At 70.1% G+C, this 20,658-nt stretch carries 17 protein-coding genes and 4 pseudogenes; 8 read left to right on the top strand and 13 right to left on the bottom strand.

The annotated features are described in order from the left end of the window. Positions 1-3: 3 nt before the first annotated feature. Complete coding sequence (locus tag SLUN_RS35605) at positions 4-1,701, top strand: GAF domain-containing sensor histidine kinase (RefSeq protein WP_442759044.1); 1,698 nt, start codon at positions 4-6, stop codon at positions 1,699-1,701. 51 nt (positions 1,702-1,752) lie between these two features. Here SLUN_RS35605 and SLUN_RS35610 read toward each other — a convergent pair whose 3' ends face one another. Together SLUN_RS35610 and SLUN_RS35615 are read right to left on the bottom strand one after the other, a co-directional pair. Continuing rightward, positions 1,753-2,214 (bottom strand): pyridoxamine 5'-phosphate oxidase family protein, encoded by a 462-nt coding sequence (locus tag SLUN_RS35610; protein WP_108155121.1) that lies wholly within the window; start codon positions 2,212-2,214, stop codon positions 1,753-1,755. A gap of 161 nt (positions 2,215-2,375) precedes the next feature. Then, positions 2,376-2,696, bottom strand: coding sequence for an STAS domain-containing protein (locus tag SLUN_RS35615; RefSeq protein WP_108154021.1), 321 nt, complete (start codon positions 2,694-2,696; stop codon positions 2,376-2,378). A gap of 402 nt (positions 2,697-3,098) precedes the next feature. Between SLUN_RS35615 and SLUN_RS35620 the strand changes: the two genes are divergently transcribed. Then, positions 3,099-3,830, top strand: a complete 732-nt coding sequence (locus tag SLUN_RS35620) for a response regulator (RefSeq protein WP_108154022.1) — start codon at positions 3,099-3,101, stop codon at positions 3,828-3,830. A gap of 182 nt (positions 3,831-4,012) precedes the next feature. Here SLUN_RS35620 and SLUN_RS35625 read toward each other — a convergent pair whose 3' ends face one another. Beyond that, a complete protein-coding gene (locus SLUN_RS35625; RefSeq protein WP_108154023.1) occupies positions 4,013-4,885 on the bottom strand; it encodes a universal stress protein in 873 nt (290 codons plus the stop codon). A 330-nt stretch (positions 4,886-5,215) separates the two neighbouring features. Between SLUN_RS35625 and SLUN_RS35630 the strand changes: the two genes are divergently transcribed. Next, on the top strand, positions 5,216-6,088 hold the full coding sequence (locus SLUN_RS35630; RefSeq protein ID WP_108154024.1) for a universal stress protein: 873 nt from the start codon (positions 5,216-5,218) through the stop codon (positions 6,086-6,088). A 34-nt stretch (positions 6,089-6,122) separates the two neighbouring features. On the opposite strand, the pseudogene SLUN_RS42150 reads toward SLUN_RS35630, so the two are convergent. The 3 genes and pseudogenes from SLUN_RS42150 to SLUN_RS35645 all read right to left on the bottom strand — a co-directional run. Then, positions 6,123-6,601, bottom strand: a pseudogene (locus SLUN_RS42150) (zinc-binding dehydrogenase); the annotation flags it as partial. A 53-nt stretch (positions 6,602-6,654) separates the two neighbouring features. Further along, positions 6,655-8,130: a bifunctional aminoglycoside phosphotransferase/ATP-binding protein gene (locus tag SLUN_RS35640; RefSeq protein WP_108155122.1), complete on the bottom strand. Its 1,476-nt coding sequence runs from the start codon at positions 8,128-8,130 to the stop codon at positions 6,655-6,657. 103 nt (positions 8,131-8,233) lie between these two features. Further along, positions 8,234-9,109, bottom strand: coding sequence for a universal stress protein (locus SLUN_RS35645; protein ID WP_108154025.1), 876 nt, complete (start codon positions 9,107-9,109; stop codon positions 8,234-8,236). Positions 9,110-9,302: 193 nt separating this feature from the next. On the opposite strand from SLUN_RS35645, the pseudogene SLUN_RS35650 reads away from it, so the two are divergent. Next, positions 9,303-9,744 (top strand): annotated as a pseudogene (locus tag SLUN_RS35650) (universal stress protein); the annotation flags it as partial. Between the two features lie 288 nt (positions 9,745-10,032). Here SLUN_RS35650 and SLUN_RS35655 read toward each other — a convergent pair. Next, the gene (locus SLUN_RS35655) at positions 10,033-10,707 is read right to left on the bottom strand and encodes a CBS domain-containing protein (RefSeq protein WP_108154026.1); all 675 of its coding nucleotides are present in this window, start codon (positions 10,705-10,707) and stop codon (positions 10,033-10,035) included. 217 nt (positions 10,708-10,924) lie between these two features. Here SLUN_RS35655 and SLUN_RS35660 point away from each other — a divergent pair, with 217 nt between their 5' ends. Together SLUN_RS35660 and SLUN_RS35665 are read left to right on the top strand one after the other, a co-directional pair. Beyond that, entirely contained in the window at positions 10,925-11,839 is a 915-nt protein-coding gene (locus SLUN_RS35660; protein WP_108155123.1) for a DUF1918 domain-containing protein, read from the top strand. A gap of 109 nt (positions 11,840-11,948) precedes the next feature. Further along, positions 11,949-12,179: pseudogene (locus tag SLUN_RS35665) on the top strand (Acg family FMN-binding oxidoreductase); the annotation flags it as partial. Between the two features lie 41 nt (positions 12,180-12,220). Here the strand turns inward: SLUN_RS35665 and SLUN_RS35670 are convergent. From SLUN_RS35670 to SLUN_RS35680, 3 genes are read right to left on the bottom strand one after another with little or no spacing between them, the layout of a single operon-like run. Next, complete coding sequence (locus tag SLUN_RS35670; RefSeq protein WP_108154027.1) at positions 12,221-12,895, bottom strand: CBS domain-containing protein; 675 nt, start codon at positions 12,893-12,895, stop codon at positions 12,221-12,223. A gap of 23 nt (positions 12,896-12,918) precedes the next feature. Then, positions 12,919-13,320, bottom strand: a complete 402-nt coding sequence (locus SLUN_RS35675; protein WP_108155124.1) for a Crp/Fnr family transcriptional regulator — start codon at positions 13,318-13,320, stop codon at positions 12,919-12,921. Between the two features lie 53 nt (positions 13,321-13,373). Continuing rightward, the gene (locus tag SLUN_RS35680) at positions 13,374-14,144 is read right to left on the bottom strand and encodes a CBS domain-containing protein (RefSeq protein ID WP_108154028.1); all 771 of its coding nucleotides are present in this window, start codon (positions 14,142-14,144) and stop codon (positions 13,374-13,376) included. Positions 14,145-14,478: 334 nt separating this feature from the next. On the opposite strand from SLUN_RS35680, the pseudogene SLUN_RS35685 reads away from it, so the two are divergent. Then, a pseudogene (locus SLUN_RS35685) lies at positions 14,479-14,858 on the top strand (glycoside hydrolase family 65 protein); the annotation flags it as partial. Between the two features lie 327 nt (positions 14,859-15,185). Beyond that, positions 15,186-15,605 (top strand): CBS domain-containing protein, encoded by a 420-nt coding sequence (locus SLUN_RS35690; protein ID WP_108154029.1) that lies wholly within the window; start codon positions 15,186-15,188, stop codon positions 15,603-15,605. A 36-nt stretch (positions 15,606-15,641) separates the two neighbouring features. Here SLUN_RS35690 and SLUN_RS35695 read toward each other — a convergent pair whose 3' ends face one another. From SLUN_RS35695 to SLUN_RS35705, 3 genes are read right to left on the bottom strand one after another with little or no spacing between them, the layout of a single operon-like run. Next, positions 15,642-16,250, bottom strand: coding sequence for a P-type ATPase actuator domain-containing protein (locus SLUN_RS35695; RefSeq protein ID WP_306610732.1), 609 nt, complete (start codon positions 16,248-16,250; stop codon positions 15,642-15,644). A 30-nt stretch (positions 16,251-16,280) separates the two neighbouring features. Beyond that, positions 16,281-18,968: a formate dehydrogenase subunit alpha gene (gene fdhF, locus SLUN_RS35700; RefSeq protein ID WP_108154030.1), complete on the bottom strand. Its 2,688-nt coding sequence runs from the start codon at positions 18,966-18,968 to the stop codon at positions 16,281-16,283. Next, entirely contained in the window at positions 18,965-20,650 is a 1,686-nt protein-coding gene (locus tag SLUN_RS35705; RefSeq protein ID WP_108154031.1) for an NAD(P)H-dependent oxidoreductase subunit E, read from the bottom strand. Before SLUN_RS35705 ends, fdhF begins: the two co-directional genes overlap by 4 nt. Between the last annotated feature and the right edge of the window lie 8 nt (positions 20,651-20,658).

Genomic DNA, 20,658 nt, shown 5'->3' on the forward strand with positions numbered 1-20,658 from the left:
CGTATGCCTCAGATGCGGCTCGATGAGCTGCTCGAAGAGCTGCAGGCGCGCATCAACGCGGCTCGCGGTACGCGCGACCGGGTGCACAGCCTTCTGGAAGTCGTGGTCTCGGTGGGCCGCGAGCTCGACCTTCCCCAGGTGCTGCGGCGCATCGCCGAGGCCGCCGCTCAGCTGGTCGACGCGCAGTACGCGGCGCTGGGCGTGATCGGGCCGGACGGACGGACGCTGTCGCAGTTCCTGACCGTCGGGCTGACGGAGGAGGAGATCGCCAGGATCGGGCCGCTGCCGGCTGGGCACGGGCTGCTCGGTGAGCTGATCCGCAACCCCGAGCCGCTGCACCTCACCGATCTCGGCGCCCACTCGGTGTCTTACGGCTTCCCCGCCCACCACCCGCCGATGCGGACGTTCCTCGGTGTGCCGATCCGGGTGCGCGACGAGGTGTTCGGCAACCTCTATCTGACCGACAAGCGGGGTGGCCAGGACTTCGACGCCGAGGACGAGGCGGTGATCTCCACGCTCTCCGTGGCCGCAGGTGTGGCCATCGACAACGCCCGGCTGTACGAGGCGTCGCAGCGCCAGCGGCGGTGGCTGCAGGCGAACGCAGAGATCACCAACGGACTGCTCTCCGGCAAGCCCCGGCTGGAGGTCCTGGAACTGATCGCCCGCCGCGCCGGGGAGATCATCGGCGCGCGAGTCGCGGATGTGTCCGTGCCCGTCGCCGGGACCGACGACCTGGTCGTCGAGCTCGCCGTGGGTGCCGACGACGACACACGCCGGGGCCTGGTGGTACCGGTCGAAGGCACCCTGTCGGGCGCCGCCTACCAGACCGGTACGCCGGTGACGACGGTGGGCCTGGCCGACGATGCCCGCTTCACCGCAGGACCCCGGCGCTTCGATGGTCTGGGGCCGGCTGTGGCCGTACCCCTGGGCGCTGCGGCCAAGGACACCCGAGGCGTTCTGCTGCTGGCACGCGCGGAGGGCGAGCCGGTCTTCACCGAGGGGGAGCTGCAGCCGCTGCTGGCCTTCGCCGGACAGGCCGCACTGGCTCTGGAACTGGCCGAGCGCCGGCGTGACGCCGAGCTGCTCGCGCTGCTGGAGGACCGGGACCGTATCGCCCGTGACCTGCACGACCTGGCCATCCAGCGGCTGTTCGCCACCGGCATGACTCTGCAGAGCGCCGCACGGCTCGTCGAGCACGCCGGCGCCGCGGAGCGTGTGCAGCGCGCGGTGGGGGACCTCGACGAAACCATCAAGATCATCCGTTCCACGATCTTCGGCCTGCGTGCCCGGGAGGACGAAACCGGGCCGAGTCTGCGTGCGCGCGTCGCCCGCGCCGTCGGCGAAGCCGGTTCAGCGCTGGGATTCCCGCCGCGCCTGAGCATGGAGGGCCTGCTGGACACGGATGTCCCCCCTGCGGTGGCCGACCACGTCATGGCAGCTCTCGGCGAAACGCTGAGCAACGCCGCCCGGCACGCGCATGCGACGCGTGTCGAGGTCTCCCTGCAGGCCACGGCGGACGAGGTCGTTCTCACCGTGACGGACAACGGAAAGGGCATCCCGGCCGACGGCCGACGCAGCGGACTGCAGAACCTCGGCGAACGCGCGAGCAGCGTGGGCGGCGTGCTGGACATCCGGACTCCGGCCGAGGGCGGCAGCCAGCTCATATGGCGGGCTCCACTCGCCGCCGTCGGCGAGGCGTGAAGGGACGGAGGTCCCGCGACGGGCCGACGCACGGGGAAGCCGCCAACGTTCTCAGACCGTTAGCCTGGAACCCGTGACCAGGTCGGCCTGGATGCGCAGAGCGGCGTTCATGGCGGGATGCACCACCCACGGGCGGAGCCTTGCCGCGTAGCGGTCGAGGTCCCCGGGATCCGTGACCCGGCGGGCGTAGCCGGTGACGACGACGCTCCATCCGAGATGGGTCTCGGGGTCGATCACGTCGGCCTCGTAGGCCACGACGACACCCGTCTCGTCGGCCGGTGCCACGATCGAAGTGAGCGCCGCCCCTTCGTGCAGCTGGACGATGATGTCCTCGCCGTCCATGAGGTGGTTGACCGGGCGGACAGCCGGCAGAGCCCGTTCGGTGAAGACGATGCGTCCGAGCGACACGCTGCCGAGCAGCCGCAGAGCCTCGGCGCGGTCCAGTCGCGTCACACGCCGGGGGGCCACCGTGACGCGGCTTCTCCCCGTCTGCTGCGTGGCTTCGTCGTCCATCATGCCCACCCTTTGCTCCTGCTTCGTGCCTTGAAGCAGCTCGCTGCCGTGACAGTCAGCGTTCCCCAGGGTCCGCTGTGGCGACAGGGCCGAACGGACCTTTCCGGGGGGGGTCCGGTTGCCCAGCCGCTCAGTGCTGGCCCGCCACTGGTGAGCGGTGGTCAGGCAAAGGAGCAGGGGACGGTGTCATCCACGCCAAGCACGCGAAACACCGTCGCGCAAAGGCGCGGCACACCGCAGAGGTGAAGTCGCACGCCCGTCGCCGCGCAGTGTTGATGCACCCGTACGAACAGGTCAGCTCCGGAGCTGTCGCAGAAGGTGACGCCCGACAGATCGAGGCGCAGTTCGCGTACCGTGCCGACGGCCAAGTGAGCCAGATCCTGCTCGATTCGTCCGGCGGTGGCTATGTCGAGCTCGCCGGACAGGGCGACGGCCAGGGTGCTGTCGTTCAGTGTTGTCGTGGTCAGGGTGATCGGAGTCATGAGTTGGGGGGCCTCTCCGTCAGGGCGTCGTCAGGGGGCGCCGGTCTCGCCGGCTCGGCCGATGTCCGAAAGTCCATCAGGTGACCGGCCGCAGCCGGCAGGTCCCCAGGCCCCTCACGCAGGGCCGTTGGTCCCTCTTGGTCCGCGACGGCGAGGTCATGGGGAGCGGCTCCCTGCGGAGCGAGCCCCCTGGCACGATGGGGGGATGGTGCCGAAGCCGGAGACGCTCCTGATGTGTTGGGCACCGAATGGGGTGACGGAGCGGTAGGCATAGGCAGCGCAGGGGAGCTTCTGCCGGGTAGGGCGGATCAGGGCCGTTCGGCCCTGGTCGTTCGACCCGTGCGAGGACACCATGCAGAGGGTCCGCCCCGGCGGACGAACCCAGCCGATACGGAGTGTGTGATGACGGACAGCAGTGGCGGCCCCATCGAGAAGGACCCGGTCAGGGTGTTCCTCCTGGACGACCACGAGGTGGTGCGCCGGGGTGTGCACGACCTGCTGGACGCCGAGCCCGACCTGACCGTGGTCGGCGAAGCGGCCACCGCCGAACAGGCGCTGGTGCGGGTGCCCGCGCTGCGCCCCCAGGTCGCCGTACTGGACGTGCGTCTCCCGGACGGTGACGGCGTGAGCGTATGCCGCGAGCTGCGCTCCCGGATGCCCGATCTGGCCTGCCTGATGCTCACCTCGTTCGACGACGAGGAGGCGCTGCTGGACGCCATCATGGCCGGGGCGTCCGGCTATGTACTCAAGCAGATCACCGGAACCGACCTCGTCCACGCTGTCCGGACCGTGGCCTCCGGCCAGTCCATGCTGGATCCCGGCGCCACGGCCCGTGTGATGGCACGTCTGCGAGGCGAAACCCCGCAGAACGAGCAACAGCGAGGGCTGCCCGCGCTGACCGACCGGGAGCGGGAGATCCTGGCGCTCGTGGGTGAAGGGCTGACCAACCGGGAGATCGGCAAGCGGCTCTACTTGGCGGAGAAGACGGTCAAGAACAACATCTCCCGGCTGCTCGCCAAGCTGGGAGTCGAGCGCCGGGTGCAGGCAGCCGTCATCGCCACCCAGGCCCTGGCTGCGGGCGAGGGCCAGGCAGGCCCAGCCTCCCCGGCGCGTGAGGCCCGCTCACGGAACTGAGGCGCCGCGCACCGGAACTGAAGGTCCCGAGCCGCGTCCCGCAAGAAGTTGACACCCCGGTTCCTCTCGGAACCGGGGTGTCAGCCGTCGGACGAGAGGGCCGGCCGGCATGGACCAGGCTTGGGGCCGTATCGCAGGACCTGATCCCGGGAGCCTCCCTCCTGGCGTGGACCGATCGGTTCTCAGGCGTGCGGCACTACTGCGACGGGGCAGTGGGCATGGTGCAGAGCGGCATAGGCCACCGACCCGATGCGGGTACCGACGGGGGAGCGGCGTACCCGGCGGCCCAGCACGAGCAACTGGGCCCGGGTGGCGGCCGACAGCAACACCTGCCCCGCGCTTCCGATTTCCACGTGCGGGATCACCGGCACGGCGGGGAACTTCTCCCGCCAGGGAGCGAGCGCCTGCTCCAGCGTTTTCCTCTCGAACGGTTCCAGCCCTCCCGCCTCGTCGGCGAGGCGCATCGAACCCGGGCTGTAGGCAAAGATGGGCGGCAGACTCCAGGCCCGCACCGCTCGCACGGTCGCGCCTCGTGCGGCAGCCGCCTCGAAGGCGAACTCCAGCACGGCGTCACTGTCCTCGGCCTCACCCTGCTGGCCCACGACGACCTCGCCGCCTTCCGGCTCATGCGCCTGCCCGTTGCGGGCCCGGACCGACACCACCGGGCGCGTTGCGCTCGCGATCACCTGCTGACCGTATGAGCCGAGCAGGAATCCGGCGATGGCCCCGTGCCCGCGTGATCCGATGACCAGCATGCCGGCCCGGTCGGCCTCGGTGAGCAGCGTGGAAACTGCCGTATTCGGCACCACTTCGGCTGTGACCGACAGGTCCGGATACTGGTCGGCCACGCGTGTCTCGGCCTCTCGAAGCACGGCGTTGGCGGAGTGGACCTGCACTTCCCTCTCCTGGACGATCGGTACGTCCAGGGGCTGCCAGAGCCAGGCGTGCACGACGCGCAGGGGCAGGCCGCGGAGCGTGGCTTCATGGGCTGCCCAGTCGGCCGCGGCCAGGCTCTCCGGGGATCCGTCCACTCCTACAGTGACAGGGCGAGTCATGCGATGGCCTCCGTACGGGGTCGGGCGGGCACGGCCGCTTCGGCCGCCCCTCTGTCCTTCGATCTTCACGGACCCGCGAGCCGTTCGACGAGGGCCGAACGGGCCCGACACGCGGACCCGTTCGGCCGGGATGTCCCGCCTGACACCGTCGGCCGACCCGGACAGACCCCGCTGACGACCCGGTCGGGGCGGAGGCGGCTCTTCGTGGACTGCGTGCGCAGCCTCGGGTCCACCGTCCCCGGGCAGGGACCTGTGGCCCCTGCGCAGGGCGGCACGGGTCGAACACTGTGGGAGACGTCGGCCCGTCCCTCATTCCTCCAGGAGCCAGCCATGTCCCGCACTGTCACCGTCGGCATCGACGGATCCCGAGAGAGCCTCGCCGCCGCGAACTGGGCGGCCGAGGAGGCGCTACGGCGCGGGATTCCGCTGAAGCTTCTGCACGTGTGGAGCAAGGACGAAGAACGCCGCACACGGTGGGTCGATCCGGCGACAGCACGTGGATGGGGGGAGCGGACCCTGCGGATCACGGAGCGGCGCCTGCGGCGCCGCCACTCCGGACTGAGCGTGGTGACCGCGTGGGTCCCGGGTTACCCAGTCGACGCTCTGTGCGCCGCCGGGGACGCATCGGAGCTGCTGGTGCTGGGCTCGCGCGGCCTGGGTGGACTGGCCGGCTTCCTTGCCGGGTCCGTCTCCCTGGCGGTGCTCGCCCGTCTGCAGCGTCCGGCCGTCCTCGTACGTGCTCACAACGTCCCGGCGCCTGGGAAACCCCGGTCGGCCGGTGACGTCGTTCTCGGCCTGGATGTGTATTCGCCGAGCGACGAGATGATCGAGTTCGCCTTCACCGCTGCCGAACGATACGGCTGCCGTCTGCACGTGCTGCACAGCTGGCAGATGCCTGCTGTGTACGGGCCCGACATGGCGGGCGTCCTGCCGACGTTGCTGGCCGACATCGGGCAGGAGCGACAGCAGGCGCTCGACGACGCACTCGCGCCCTGGACGGAGAAGTACCCCGCCGTACCCGTCTTCCGGCAGTGCAACCAGGGACGGGCGGCGCAGGATCTGGCCGAGGCATCCCGCGACGCCCGGCTGGTCGTGGTGGGACGCCGGAACCGCCGCGCACGGATCGGCACCCACATCGGTGCCGTCACCCATGGGGTTCTGCACCACTGCGTAGCCCCCGTCGCGGTCGTACCGCACGACTGACGCACCGCCGCCGGGGCGGGAAGCCGTCCCGGCCGAGCTGGGAGACATCTGGGCGGCCGGATGTCACCAGGTCGAGCAGCCAGGGTGTGGAGGAGGTGTCGACCTGGCCGGTGCTGATCGTCACGGTCTTGCGCCACAGAGCCTCAAGATGCAGCGTGGCCGGCTTGCCGTGCATGCCGATGTTGGCGATGTGCCCTCCCGGGCGCACCACGCGCGTGCACAGGACGAAGCTGTCCGGATCGCCTGCGGCCTCGATGACCACGTCGGCTCCAGGGAGGGCTCTCGGACAAGTCGGCGATCAGCCGCCCAGGCAGTTCGGCGGCATCAGCACCCAGGCGGGCGGCGGCCTCCAGCCGGGAAGAAGACAGGTCCACCGCGATGATCCTGCGAGGCGAGTGGATCCGCGCGGTGATGACCGCGGCAAGTCCTACGGGACCTGCACCCACCACGACGACGGTATCTCCTGGGCTCACGTGTCCGTTGCGCCACCCCGACCTCGTAGGCGGTGGGGAGTGCAGGCCGCCAGTCCCGGCGAACAGGTCGCTGCTGTATCGTCGCGTCTCTGCTCAGTCCGGCTCCATGTAGGGGCGGCGGAAGACCGGGGCCTGCCCGGTGCCCCACGGGCGTACAGCCGACATCGCCTGAACGACCGCGGCTTCCAGAGGACCGCTGGTGTCGATCGTGACGGCCTCCGCCCACGGCGGCTCCTCGGCTGCCATGGAGGTGGCCACGTCGAGATCGGCGTCGGACACTCCGGGCGCGCGGGTGCTCAGGCGGGCCGCCGACACGTCGCCCGGAATCTGACAGTGCAGGGCCACCAAGTCGGCACTGGTGCGCTCCGCCATGCGCAGGGCGGCCTCACGCTGCCCCGCATGGGACCAGGTCGCGTCGAGGACGACGGACTCACCGGAGGACAGAAGGGCGGACGCCCTGTCGAGCAGTGTCGCGTACGTCTTGTCGGTCCATTCGCGCGTGTACAAGCCCTCGCCGTAGCCGGCCGGTGCGGACTGGTCTTCGGGGATGCCGGCCAGCTCCTTGCGGAGGCGGTCACTGCTGAGCAGCGTGACGCCGAGGCGATCGGCCAGCGCGCCGGAGAGCGTGGACTTCCCGCTGCCCGGAAGCCCGCCGACGAGAGTCAGGCCGACAGCGGAGGTACGCAGGTGGCGCAGCGCCGCCATGACCAGTCGCCGTGACGCCGCCTCCGCGCCGGGTGCGCCCTGGCGTGCCTGAATCAGGGAGACCTTGGCGCGGACGAACGCGCGGTAGGCGACATAGTGGTGCCACAGCGAAGGCGGTGCGGGGTCGCCGGAGTATTCGCTGTACTGAGCGAGGAAGAACCTGGCGGCTTCCGGGTCACCGAGCTGTTCCAGGTCCATGGCGAGGAACGCGGCGTCATCGAGGCCGTCGACGTAGCGAAGACGGTCGTCGAACTCCAGGCAGTCCAGGACGCGAGGGCCGTCCTCGAGGCAGAAGATGTCCTCGGCGAGCAGATCACCGTGGCCGTCGACCACCCGCCCCTGCTTGATGCGCGAATCGAACAACTGCTTGCGGCCGGCGAGGTAGCGGTGGACCAACCGCTCCACCTCCTCCACGTCGGCGGGCGCGTGTCCATCGTCAGCCAGCGCGCGGACTTGCGAGAAGCTTGCTTCCCAGCGAGACAACAGGGCGTCCCGGGTGCCCTGTTGGTCCACCTCTCGGCTGCGGGTCGCGTCCGCGTGACGCGTGGCCAGTTGCCGGGCGACGGCCCTGAGGACGTCGTCGACGGCGGCGCCTTCTCGAACCAGCCGGGAGAGGCGGCGGTCCGCGGGCATGCGGCGCATCACGACGACCGGCTCGGGCGCCTCCGGCTGCGGGCTGCGGAATTCCCCCACACCCAGATAGACATCGGGGGCGAAGCGAAGGTTGAGAGCGACTTCTCGCTCGCACGCGGCCCGACGAGCAGCCACGGTGCTGTAGTCCAGGAACCCAAGTTCGACAGGTTTCTTGAGCTTGTAGGCGCGGTCCCCGACGAACACCACGACGGCCGTATGGGTCTCGCACACCTCTGCGCGGGGGAGCGGCGGCGCGTCAATGCCGGTGGCGCTCCGGAGCACGGACGCGTCGGCTTGATGTACCGCTTCCACCGGCTCCCTGCGGTAGTTGGGCTCAGTCATGGGGGACGACGGCGACAGGGCAGCGTGCGTGATGGATGGCGGCTTGGGCCACGGGACCCACGCGTGGTGCCAGGGCGGGACGGTGCTTGCGTCGGCCGACGACCAGCAGACCGGCGTGCTCGGCGTCCCGTACGACGGCCTTGGCCGGGCTGTCGAGCCGGACCACGTCGACCACGTCCACGCCGGGGAACTTCTCACGCCACGGGCGGAGCACCTGGCTCAGCTGCTTCTGAGCCTCCTGCGTGATCTCCTCGGTCACGTCGTGGTCGACCCCCCAGGGAACGTGTGCATGGACTGGCACGCTTCGGCCATGGACGACCTGAAGAGGCATGCCCCGCGCCGTGGCGGTGCCGAAGGAGAATTCGAGCAGGTCGTCGCATGGTCCGTACAGTTTCACTGCCACTACCACGGCGCCTGCCGTACGCGGAGTGGGCTGTGGCCTTTCTTCGTGCGCTTCGGCGCGTACCAGGACCACCGGCCGCTCGGCCCGTGCCACGACGGGCATGCTGATGTCGCCCATGAAGTAGTTCTCGACGGGCTGCAGTCCTCGCGAACCGAGTACGAGCATCTCGGACTCCGATGCCGCTTGCAGCAGTGCGTCCTGGGCGTCGTCGGCGACCAGGTTGCCGACGATGGACAGGCCTGGGTGGCGTGCTTGGAGTTCCGCCCGCGCATTGTGAACGATCCGCTTGGCCCAGTAGTTCTGATCCATCTCGGAGGGGATGTTGGTCGGTTCCGGCACCAGCATGGGCCACGCGTGCAGCAGGCGCAGCGTGAGCTTGCGCCGTTCGGCTTCGTCGGCGGCCCAATGGGCGGCGGCAAGGCTCTCGGGTGAGCCGTCGAGGCCCACGGTGATGACTGGCTCCATGGCGACTGCCTCCGTCTCGTACGAAGCTGGAAGTAGGACGGTGAACGAGTCCGCCTGTCCAGACTGTGCCGGCAAACCAAGCACGGCCTCTTCTCATTCGAGGAGTACCGCAAAGCTCCCTGCGGCGCATGCGGAGCCAGTGTGGCGGGGCTCGGAATGGTGCGGATCCCGGTACGAGGAGGAGGTTGCAGCAGTGACGATTCCCCTGGTGGTCGGCATCGACGGATCCGAGGCGAGTCTGGAGGCGGTGGACTGGGCCGCCGAGGAGGCAGTCCGACACGAAGTGCCGCTCCACCTCGTGCATGCAGCCGCGCCGGACCACGAGGCGGCCGACCTGATCGCAGCTGCCTCGGAACGGGCCTGGAAGGGCGCTCCCACGGTGCCGCTGTCGAGCGAGGTGCTGCATGAGGACGCGGCGTCCGCTCGTCAGCAAGGGGCGCAATGCCTTGGCGCTGGTCCTTGGGTCAAGGGGGCTCGGAGATTTCGCCGGGCTGCTCCTGGGTTCGGTCAGCTTGGCCGTGGCAGCCCGCGCCGATTGCCCGGTCGTCGTGGTGCGCGGCGGGGCGGAGTACCGGGATGCTCAGTTCGGGAGCATCGTCGTCGGCGTCGAGGACGGCGAGGGAAGCGGCACGGCAGACCTGGTGGAGCCCCATTTGGTCCGCGCGTTTTCGTCAGTGACAGGCCGAGGGCCGTACACCGAGCACATCAGCGCGGATCTGGCCAACGGAGTCCTCACCGTGCGCGTCCCGAAAGCGGAGAAGGCCAGGCCGCACCGCGTCGAGCTCACCGGCTGAGTCGAGTCAGGGGCAGGGCCAGCCGCGAAGGTCTGTGCAGGCAAGGTAGGACGACCGGTGTTCGCGTCTGTCGGCGAAGGGCCGGAGGTCCTGCAGGCGGCCCATGGTCAGCCCTCGGATCTGGATGTCTCATGTGCCGGTGGCGGAACTCCGGGCGTCGTCGGTCCGGTACGCGATGAGCTCCGAGACCGAGACCACGCCGTCAACGCTCCGGCACAGCTGCTCGATGATGGGGATCAGGCTCTTGAACTCGACGGATCCGCCGAGGCTTACCTGCCCCTCGCGTACCTCGACCGTCACCTCTGAGGGAACAAGGCCCATCGTCTGTTGCAGCACATCCCGCGTGATCTCCTCGCGGATGGCGTCGTCACGGCGCAGGAAGATCCGTAGCAGGTCACTGCGACTGACGATGCCCTGGAGCCTGTCCGTCTCGTCCACCACGAGCAGCCGCTTGACGTTGTGGACCTCCATCAGGCGGGCCGCCTCGACCACAGTCCACTCCGGACGCGCGCACACCGCGGGAGCCGACATCAGTTCCTCGGCCCTGGCACCCTCGGCCTTGGCCCGCTCCCACGCCTCCAGATGCGGAACCGGTGTCCGACCGGACGGGTCTGCCTGATCTGCGGACTTGCGCAGCAGATCCGCCTCGGACACCACACCCATCGGGCGGTCCAGATCGTCCACCACGGGCACAGCGGTGACATCGTTCTCCGCCAACAGCTTGACGATCTCCTTGAACGGTAGATCACGCCGTGCCCGGACGACCACTCGGGTCATGAGTTCTGCGACCGTTCGGTGCTGCATGTCGCCTCTCCCTTCCGGAGCGTGACAGCCAGTTCTCATCACGTGTCCAGCGTGTCAGGAATCCGTCGCCCACGGGTGAGCTGCCCGGGCCCATTCTGGGGCCAGTGGTCCCGAGGCCGACTCGTTCGCCCCCTGATCAGGGTCTCTCATCCCATGCAGCGGCACGCCGCGCGTGGCACGTTGGGTGCAGCATCATTTTGAGGAAATGGCGGCGATCATGCGAGCTCACCTCGGCGATCAACTCGTCATCGAAAGCCCGACGACCGGCGCTACCAGACGCGACGGTGAGATTGTCGGACTCCACCATGCGGATGGAACACCTCCCTACGACGTGCGCTGGTCGGATACGGACGAGGTGACGCTGGTGTTCCCCGGGCCCGATGCGCATGTCCGTCACGTCGAGCATGGGCCCGGGGCCCACGAGCCTTCCCGGCCGGGCATGGACGAGTCGGTTGCCGTGTCCGACACAACCCCGCTGCATGAGTCACCCAACCCTGGCGACATCGGCCGGCGAGTGGCCACAGAGCGCAAGCGACAGGGGCTGACCCGGGCAGAAACAGCCCGACGCGCCAGAATGGCGCCGGACTACCTGGCGTATCTCGAAGAACGGCAGGCCGACCCGAGCCTGGGGAGTCTCATCAGATTGGCCGACGCGCTGGGCACCAGCGTCGCAGCCCTGCGCGGCGGCGGCATCGACCTGCCGCCCGGCCAAGGCCAGGCGCTCCTCCACCCTCAGCTACGGGACCTCAGCCCCGATGAATGCCGCGCCCGGCTTTCCACGCACGGCTTGGGCCGCGTCGCGGTGTCGACACCCGATGGCCCGGCGGTCGTCCCGGTGAACTACGAGGTCATCGACGACGCGATCGCCTTCCGGACCGCGCCCGACTCAACGCCTGCCGCAGCCGTGGGAACGGACGTCGCATTCGAGGTCGACCATGTGGACGAGGCAATGAGCCAGGGCTGGAGTGTGCTCGTCGTCGGCCCTGCGCGGGTTGCCACGGAGCCCGACGCCGTGCGGCGGCTGGCCGATCGTGCTCACACCAAGCCATGGGCGGGGGGCGAACGCGAGATGTGGGTGTTGATCCAGCCCACGCGCCTCACGGGCCGCCGCATCAGTCCGGCCGATCAGTGAGCGGCCACGGACTGCCGCTCGCCCGGCGCGCATTCCACGACCAGGATCATGCGACAACCGGAGAGCGGTCCCGCCCCGGAGGGCTGCCAATTCGCGAAGGGAGGCTCCGGTGATCCAGGAAGCGCCGTCCGAAGAGTGTGTGACAGCCCTGGTCTACGACGCTGCTGCCGCCCCGTCGATGCACAACGCGCAGCCGTGGCGCGTCCGCTACTTCCACGGCAGCCGCACCTTCCACGTACGCGCCGATTTCGACCGCGTCATGCCGCACGCAGACCCCGAAACCCGCGCCCTCCACCTCGGCTGCGCCGCCGCACTGCCGAACCTGCGGGTCGCGGTGGCCGACGAGTACCCGTCGTCCGCTCCGCGCTGACGGACCTGCCGCTACGCGCTTTCCGGTCCGGGCGGGACGGCGGACTCGCCGGTGAGCTGGGACTTGACGTCCACGACGCCCTCCACGGCGCGGACGAGGCGCGCCGCAACCGAGACCAGCGAGGTGTCGCGGATCTGTCCGCGGAGAGTGACGACTCCCTCGTGCACATTCACGTGGATGGCGTGACTGAGGGCGGGGAAGAGGTACGACACCACCGTGCGGCGGACCTCCTCCTCGATGTCCTCGTCCGGCCGCAGGAAGACCTTCAGCAGATCGGCGCGGCTGACGATGCCCTGCAGCATGCCCTCGTCATCGACCACGGGGAGCCGCTTGACGTGCTGCACAGCCATGATCCGCGCGGCCTGGGCCAAGGTGGCGCCGGAGCGCACCGTGATGGCAGGGGCGCTCATGAGTTCCTCCGCGGTCACCGCCCCCGCCTTGACGAGGTCGGACAGGCGCCGGAGCTGCTCGTTGCGGTTCGGGACGCTGTCGCGGAACTCCTCCTTGGGCAGCAGGTCCGCCTCGGAGACGACACCGATGACGCGCCCCTCGCCCTCCAGGACCGGCAGGGCACTGACTTCCCACTGCTCCATGGTCCGGACGATCTCCTTGAAGGGCACGCCGCGCTCGACGGCCACCACCGTCAGGGTCATCACATCGCTCACGATGTGCGGAGTGTCAGGCACTTCAGACCTCCTCCTTCGCCTCGTCAGGGGACCCGGCCCGCGCCGTATGGCGCGTACAGGTCGAGCAATCGCGTACGCGTGGCCCTGAGCCGGTGCGCGATCACACCGGCGACATAGGTGCGCAAGGCGTGGTCCAGCTCCGGGTCCTTTTCGCACAGCTCATTGACCGCCGCCGCATCGAACTCGTAGGCACCCACCGGGCTGCTGGCCTCGGCCCCCAGGTGCCAGTGCGGGGGAGGGATCATCCAGGACCAGCCCAGCAGTTCTCCGGCGCCGAGGGTCTCGATGACCGCTGCCCGCCGGCCCGGCACGTGAAGATCGAGAACGACCGTGCCTGTGTGGATGATCCAGAAGCGGTCGGCCTTGCGGCCCTCGTTGAAGATACGCTCGCCTGTCGCGAAGGACACCTCACGGGCCAGCGACATGAGCCGACCGCGCCGGTCCTCAGGCAGCACGCTGAAGAGACCATTCCCCGAGATCACGGTGACCGCTCCCAATGGACGCCGCTGTCCTCGGTTTCGTCGGCGGCAGGGAGTGGCGTCTGCCGTGCAGGCCGAGAGCCGGAGTCGTCGTAGCGGTAGGTCAGCTTGTCGGTGACGGAGACCACGCCGTCCACCTGCTGCGCCAGCCGGACCGCGACCTGGATCTCGCTGAACCGCTCCAGCTGACCTTCGAGGGTGACCACGCCGTCGATCACATGCACCTGGACCGCGCCCGGGGACAGCCCCAACATCCGGTCCAGGACCTCGTCGACGATCTCCCGGCGGATGTCAGGGTCCGGTCGCAGGAAGACCTGAAGCAGGTCACGGCGGGCCACGATACCCACCAAGCGGCCATCCTCATCGACCACGGGCAGCCGCTCGACGCGATGCTGCGCCATGGTGCGGGCGGCCACGGCGATAGTGTCATTGGCCTGGACGGTGATCGCTGGTTGCGACATCAGCTCTCGGGCGCTCATCGCGTGCGCCTTGGTGTCAGCGGTGCGTCCGGTGTCGGCGCCGCCGGTCGGCGGCGACCGCCAGGCCAGCCGTGCGCTGCGGATGGGTCCCGGCTCGGGCGGAACGCCCGCTTGCCGGAGTACGAGGTCGCTCTCGGAGATCACACCGAGCACCCTGTCATCGGTATCGACCACTGGCAGACCGCTGATCCGGTGCACCGCAAGCAGCTTGGCGACTTCCTTGAACGGGGTCTGCGGAGTCACCGAGACAACGTCGTTCACCATCAGGTTGCCGATCTTGCTGTGCTTCATTACTGGCTCCCTCTCGCAAGTGGGGCCCTCTCAGGCTGCTTCTCCTGCTCTCAGCTCCAGCCTCCGGCAAGAAGGCGCCCAGGCCCAGGGTCTGAAGGGGCACGGAGGTGGGCCGACTGGCCGTATGACTCCACCTTCGTCGCCAACCGGCGCGGTGCAACCCGGCCGAAGGTCCCGGTCTGAGGGCCGGTACGCATGTCGCGGTGGATCCAGGGCAGTGCGACGGTATTCACAGGGGTGCCCGCAATGGCCTCAGCGAGCCTGAATTCCGGCGCGTGGGCCGCGCTCCTGTCATCTCGTGACGGAACGTGAAAGGAGAGGGGGAGGGCGGCAGATGTCGGAGTGGACCTGGGAGTACGAGGGCTGCGACCCCGCTGCCGAGCAGTTGCGCGAATCGCTGTGCACGCTCGGCAACGGCTACTTCGCCACCCGCGGCGCGGTGCCCGAGAGCAGGGCCGGCTTGGTGCACTACCCAGGGAGCTACGCGGCCGGGTGCTACAACCGCCTGGAGTCGACCGTGTCCGGGCGACGGGTGGAGAACGAAGACCTGGTCAATCTCCCGAACGGCTGCTCCTGCGGTTCCGTCTCCGTTCCGCCGACGGATCGGCGGGGCGGTGGTTCTCCCCGGACACCTGCGCTCTCGTCGATTACCGGCACATCCTGGACATGCGCCGTGCACGCTCACCCGGTGGGGCGGGGCACGTGGTGGCGATGACGGGGGACGGTGTCAACGACGGCCCGGCTCTGCGCCGAGCCGACATCGGACCCAGGTCATGGGCGAGCGCCGCAGTGGTGACCTGGCCGCCGGACTTCAGGCCGACGGCGCCGGCACAGGTGTTGTGGCTCGCCTGGCGGGCCCTCCTGTCGTCCGGACCAGGCCCTGTGAGGAGGGAACGGGGGCAGAGCACGGCTTGCCCACTTCCCCGGCATGCGAACGGGATACGAAGAATCCACACTGGCCTAAAGGAGTAACCGGTCGGGGCGGGGCCCGGCGGCTGTGGGCTCTCTCCGCGCGGATCGCGAGGCTCGAAGGAGACCGCCATGACCACTGCACGGGAGATCATGCATGCCGGTACCACCTGCATCCAGGAGAGCGAGACGCTGGAGGACGCGGCGCGCCGCATGAGTGAGCTGGACGTCGGAGCCCTCCCGATCTGCGGGCCGGACGACCGGCTCCACGGGATCATCACCGACCGTGACATCGTGGTGAAGTGTCTCGCCAAGGGCAAGGACCCGAAGACCATGACTGCGGGCATGCTCGAGCAGGGCAAGCCGATCACGATTGACGCCGAGGCCGACACGGACCAAGTCCTGCGGGCCATGGAGGAGCACAGAATCCGGCGGCTGCCGGTCATCGAGAACCATCGCCTGGTGGGAATGATCAGCGAGGCGGACCTCGCACGTCGCCTGCCGGAGGAACAGGTAGGCCACTTCGTCGAGGTCGTCTGCGCGGCGAAGTGACCATTCGGCTGTGAGCGCGGGCCCGGCCCACAGCCGTCAGTGTAAGGCGGCGTGAATCTCCTGTTCGGTGGCGGAGTGGGAGACAGCGAGGAGTTCGTCGCCGGGCTGGAGCCGCATCTCGGGGCGGGAGGGCGGGTTGGCCTTCGCGGATGACGGTGGCGATGACGGGGTACCTGCGGGGAGGGCGATCTCGGTGGGACCTGGTGCTGAAGTGGGGGCTTCTGCCGCGGCGTTGCTGCGACGAGCGGAAGATGCGTCCAAACTCCGTTGCGCACCGGTGGCGAACACCACGGACTTCGCGGAGCCCGCCACGACATCGGTGCCCATGAAAACACAGTTGCGGGCCTGAAGCAGCGGGCCGCTCGCCACCGGTCCGCCGGTTCGCCCTACGGCGTCGTTTCCCCTGATCAGGGCCGCGTTGTTCACCGATACCTCGTGCGCCTTGGTGAGGCGGCAGTCAACCGACAACGCGTCCCCGGCTTCCAGGACGACGACGTCTCCGGGCACCAGGTCACGGGCGGGCAGCTGCTGATCCCCGTCGCGTAGCACCCGGCGGGTGTGCGGCACCATCGCCTGCAGTGCCTCTGCCGCGCGCTCCGCGGAGTACTCCTGCGCGAAGCCGAAGGCCGCATTCAGTACCACCACGGGGGTCCCGGAGACCTTGGCGGGACGTGGTCATGGAGCGGCCACGCGCACTGCCGTGACCTTGTACTCGGGGCAGGACGTGACAGTGTCCGCGTGGTCGGAGGTGAGCCGGTTCACTCCGCTCGCGGGGAAGTGGAAGGAGCAGAAGACCTGGCCAGGGGCTGTCTGTTCACTGACCCGGGTGATGAGCCTGGCCCGGCCGTGCCGGCTCTCCACGGTGACCTGCGCGCCGTCCTGAACGTCGTACCGGACGGCGTCGTCGGGGTGGAGGTCGAGGAAGTCGACCGGATCGAGTGCGAGGTTGCCGCCGCGTCGGGTCATGCTGCCGGAGTTGTAGTGGGCCCAGCGCCGTCCGGTGACCAGGATCAGCGGATAGTCGTCGTCGGGCTGTTCGCCGGGTGGGAGATAGGGAGCCGCGGCAAGGCGGGCGCGCCCGTCCGGGGTGGCGAATCTCTCTGTGTACAGCTTGGCTTCGCCGGGGCGGTCGGGGTTCGGGCAGGGCCAGGGGATGGCGCCCTCCCGGTCCAGCCGGTGGTGGGAGAGGCCGGCGAAGACGGGCGCGACCCGTCCGCACTCGGCCAGGGCGTCGGCCGGGGTCGGGCAGCCGAGGTCGACGCCCATGGCAGATGCGGCGGCGTGGATGACGTCGAAGTCGGTACGGGCCTCCGCCGGCGGGGGGACGGCGGGGCGGACCCGCTGGAACCGGCGGTCGAAATTGACGAAGGTGCCGTCCTTCTCCAGCCAGGACGCGACCGGCAGCACGACGTCCGCGTGGCGGGCCGTCTCGGACAGGAACAGCTCGTTGCACACCACGAGCGGGCACGCGTCGAGGGCCTGGGCCACCCGGTTCGCGTCGGGGTCGGTGGCGCAGACGTCCTCGCCGATGACCCACAGAGCCCGCAGATCACCGGCCCTTGCGGCGGCGAACATGTCCGGGATCCGCAGCCCAGGATGTTCCGGGACCGGGACGCCCCACACCGCCTCGGCCCGGGACCGTGCGGCCGGGTCGGTCACCTTTCCGTAGCCCGGCAGGAGGTCGGGCAGCGCGCCCATGTCGGAGGCGCCTTGGACGTTGTTCTGGCCGCGCAGCGGGTTGACCCCGTGCCCGCGGTCGGTGCCCACGGCGCCCCGCAGGATCGCCAGGTTGGCCAGCGACCGCACCCCGTCTGTACCGTGGAGGTGCTCGGTGACGCCCAGGCCGTAGACGATCGCGGGCCGTCGGGCACGGCCGTACAGCCGGGCGGCGGCGATCAGGTCCGAAGCGGGTACCCCGGTGATGTCCGCGACCCGATGGGGCGGGTAGTCGTCCAGTAGTTCGGTGAGCTCCGGCAGGCCGGTGGCCCGATCGCGCAGAAACTCCTCGTCGGTCAGTCCTTCAGTGAGCAGGATGTGGGCGAGCCCGTGGAAGAGCGCGACGTTGGTGCCGGGGCGGGGTCGCAGATGTACGTCGGCATGCAGGGCGAGGCCGACGGCGCGGGGGTCGGCGACGACCAGCTTGGCTCCGTGCAGCACTCGCCGGAGCAGTCGTGCTCCGACCACGGGGTGGGCTTCGACGGGGTTGGCGCCCACGACCAGCAGGCAGTCGGCCCGCTCGACGTCGTCCAGGCTGTCGGTGCCGCCGGAGAGTCCGAAGGAGGCGGTCAGTCCGGCGGCGGACGGGGAGTGGCAGAGCCGGGAGCAGTTGTCGACGTTGTTCGTGCCGATGACCACCCGCATGAACTTCTGGACGAGGTAGTTCTCCTCGTTGGTGGCGCGGGCCGAGGAGATGGCTGCCACGGCGTCAGGGCCGCCGGCGTCAACGGCCGCGCGCAGTCCGCGGGCGACATGGCCGAGCGCCTCGTCCCAGCCGACCGGCTCCAGATGTCCGTCGCGTCGCAGCAGTGGCCGGGTGAGCCGTTCCGGCGAGGTGAGATATCCGTGGGCGAAGCGCCCCTTCACACATGCGTGCCCCTGGTTGACCGGGCCGTCCCGGGCGGGCAGTACGGCCGTGACCTCGCCGTCGCGGGTGACGACTTCAAGGGAACATCCGACGCCGCAGTAGCCGCAGGTGGTACGTGTCAGGGACGCAGCCTGGTGGCTGGCGGAGGTGAGCCCGCGCGCCGGGCCGGGCTCGATGATCGCACCCGTGGGGCAGGTGTCGACGCAGCCCCCGCAGGCCACGCAGTCCGAATCGGCCCAGGACCCTCCTGTACCGGGGGCGACCACGGTGTCGGCGCCCCGGCCGACCAGGGTGAGAGCGAAGGTGCCCTGCACCTCGGCGCACATGCGGACGCACCGGCCGCAGGCGATGCACAGGTCCCGGTCGAGGTGGACGTACGGGTGGGAGTCGTCTCCACCTCGGCCGCCGACGCCCTGTGCCGCCTCGGGGCCGATGCCCAGCGACCGGCAGACATGCGCCAGTTCGCTGGGGTTGTCACCGGCGAGGGCCCGTGGCGGCAGGGCGGAGGCGATGAGCTCGACCGCGTCCCGGCGCAGCTGCTGAAGATCGTCGGTGGCGGTTTCGACCTGGGCACCGGATGCGGCCGGGGTCACGCAGGCCGCCGCGATCTGTCCGTCGGCCCGTACAAGACACGTACGGCAGGAGCCGGCCGGGCTGAGACGGTCGTCGGAGCAGAGCGCGGGCAGCTCGATTCCGGCCGCCCGCACCGCCGCGAGCAGTGAAGCTCCCTCGGGCACGTCGTGGGCGGCGCCGTCGACCTCGAGTTTGATTCCGGTCATGGGCTCCATCCCGCCAGTCGGTGCCCGTAGGCGCGGGCGAGGCTGTGCACGGCGGGCGGGATTCGCCGTCCGAAGGCACACAGGCTCGCCTCGGCCAGAACGCGTGACAGTCGTCCCCACTCTTCTCCCGGCGGGGCGCCTGCGGCAGCCAGCTCCAGGCCCCGGCGCGAGCCCACGCGGCAGGGTGAGCACGCGCCGCAGCTCTCGGCGGCGGCGAACTGCCAGATGTGCCACAGCACATCCTCTGGAGCAACGTGCTGGTCGAAGGCGACCAGTCCGGCATGGCCGAGAGCGGCACCGCAGGCCGCAAGGTCGGCGGTGGTCAGCGGCACATCCAGCGCGTCGGGGGCGAGGAAGCCACCCAAGGGCCCGCCGACCTGGAGAGCGGTCAGTTCGCAACCGTCCTTCAGGCCGCCGCCCAGCTCGGTGATGATCCGGCTCACCGGGGTGCCGAGCTCGACCTCGTACGCACCCGGCCGGGCGAACCGCTCCGACAGGCAGACCAGCTTCGTCCCGGTTTCGTTGAGAGCCCCGCGCCGGGCGTACGCTTCACCGCCCCGGGAGACGATCCACGGGACGGCCGCCAGGGTCTCGACGTTGTTGACCACGGTCGGCGCGTCCCACAGCCCCCGCTGGGTCGGGTAGGGCGGGCGCGGCCGGGCGCAGCCCCGGTCCCCCTCCAAGCTCGCGATCAGGGCGGTCTCCTCACCCGCGACGTACGACCCGGCGCCCTCCACCACCTCGACGTCCAGGGCCGTGGCCGTGCCGTGCACGGACGGGCCGAAGTGCCCGTCGGCGTAGGCCTGCCCGACCGCTTCCCGCATCCGAGCCAGCGCACGCGGATACTCCGAGCGCACCAGCACCACACCCCGCCGGGCCCCGCATGCGAAGCAGGCCAGCGCCAAGCCCTCCAACACCCGCTCCGGATCCGCCTCCATCAACAGCCGGTCGGCGTAGGAGCCGGGATCGCCCTCGTCTCCGTTGGCCACCACCACGGTGTCGGGGGCCCGGCCGGCCGCCTCCCACTTCGCGGCCACCCGGAAGCCCGCGCCGCCCCGCCCCCGCAGCCCGGAGGCGGCCACTTCCATCTGGACCTCGTCAGGAGTGCCTGTCGTGACCATTCGCGGCCATACCTGCCATGCGGGCTCACCGGCGACCACGCCTGCCAGCAGAACGGGGTCGCCGGTGTCGTCGGCCGCCGGGATCTCCGGTGCTCGCGGGGGCTCGCGCCCCGCGAGCTGACCGGTCAGCGTCGGGCCGGTGCAGGGTGTATCACCGTCGAGTGCCGCGGGACCCGCGTAGCAGTACCCCAGGCAGCGCACAGCCTGCAGCGACGTCTCGCCGTCCGGTGAGGCCGTGCCGGCGGTGATGCCCAGCTCGCGCTCCACATTGGTGTGATGCCGTCCGGCCTGAGCGGCGAAGCACGCCGTCGCCGCGCAGACCCGGACGTGACGGCGGCCGTGCGGGGCGGCGAGGTCCGCGTAGTAACGGGCCGGTCCGAGCGCGGCGGCAGCGGGCAGGCCGATACCGGTGGCGACAGCCGGAGCCCAGACCTCGGGGCTGTCCGCCGTTCCCGCCCTGGCCTCGGCCAGCGACCCGATCAGCCGGTCTCCCGGCCGCCCACGCCGGTCAGCAAGGGCCCGAAACGCATCGAAACGGTCCGCAGGACCCACGGGAACCATGACCTCAT

Origin of the sequence: Streptomyces lunaelactis (assembly GCF_003054555.1) — a bacterium.
Classification (GTDB): domain Bacteria; phylum Actinomycetota; class Actinomycetes; order Streptomycetales; family Streptomycetaceae; genus Streptomyces; species Streptomyces lunaelactis.

Bases quoted from the DNA above. Each gene is read 5' to 3' on its own strand.
- SLUN_RS35660 (WP_108155123.1), top strand. From the start codon at position 10,925: ATGCGAGCTCACCTCGGCGATCAACTCGTCATCGAAAGCCCGACGACC.
- SLUN_RS35620 (WP_108154022.1), top strand. From the start codon at position 3,099: ATGACGGACAGCAGTGGCGGCCCCATCGAGAAGGACCCGGTCAGGGTG.
- SLUN_RS35630 (WP_108154024.1), top strand. From the start codon at position 5,216: ATGTCCCGCACTGTCACCGTCGGCATCGACGGATCCCGAGAGAGCCTC.
- SLUN_RS35645 (WP_108154025.1), bottom strand. From the start codon at position 9,109: ATGGAGCCAGTCATCACCGTGGGCCTCGACGGCTCACCCGAGAGCCTT.
- SLUN_RS35655 (WP_108154026.1), bottom strand. From the start codon at position 10,707: ATGCAGCACCGAACGGTCGCAGAACTCATGACCCGAGTGGTCGTCCGG.
- SLUN_RS35625 (WP_108154023.1), bottom strand. From the start codon at position 4,885: ATGACTCGCCCTGTCACTGTAGGAGTGGACGGATCCCCGGAGAGCCTG.
- SLUN_RS35615 (WP_108154021.1), bottom strand. From the start codon at position 2,696: ATGACTCCGATCACCCTGACCACGACAACACTGAACGACAGCACCCTG.
- SLUN_RS35675 (WP_108155124.1), bottom strand. From the start codon at position 13,320: ATGTCGCTGGCCCGTGAGGTGTCCTTCGCGACAGGCGAGCGTATCTTC.
- SLUN_RS35605 (WP_442759044.1), top strand. From the start codon at position 4: ATGCCTCAGATGCGGCTCGATGAGCTGCTCGAAGAGCTGCAGGCGCGC.
- SLUN_RS35690 (WP_108154029.1), top strand. From the start codon at position 15,186: ATGACCACTGCACGGGAGATCATGCATGCCGGTACCACCTGCATCCAG.
- SLUN_RS35705 (WP_108154031.1), bottom strand. From the start codon at position 20,650: ATGGTTCCCGTGGGTCCTGCGGACCGTTTCGATGCGTTTCGGGCCCTT.
- SLUN_RS35680 (WP_108154028.1), bottom strand. From the start codon at position 14,144: ATGAAGCACAGCAAGATCGGCAACCTGATGGTGAACGACGTTGTCTCG.
- fdhF (WP_108154030.1), bottom strand. From the start codon at position 18,968: ATGACCGGAATCAAACTCGAGGTCGACGGCGCCGCCCACGACGTGCCC.
- SLUN_RS35610 (WP_108155121.1), bottom strand. From the start codon at position 2,214: ATGGACGACGAAGCCACGCAGCAGACGGGGAGAAGCCGCGTCACGGTG.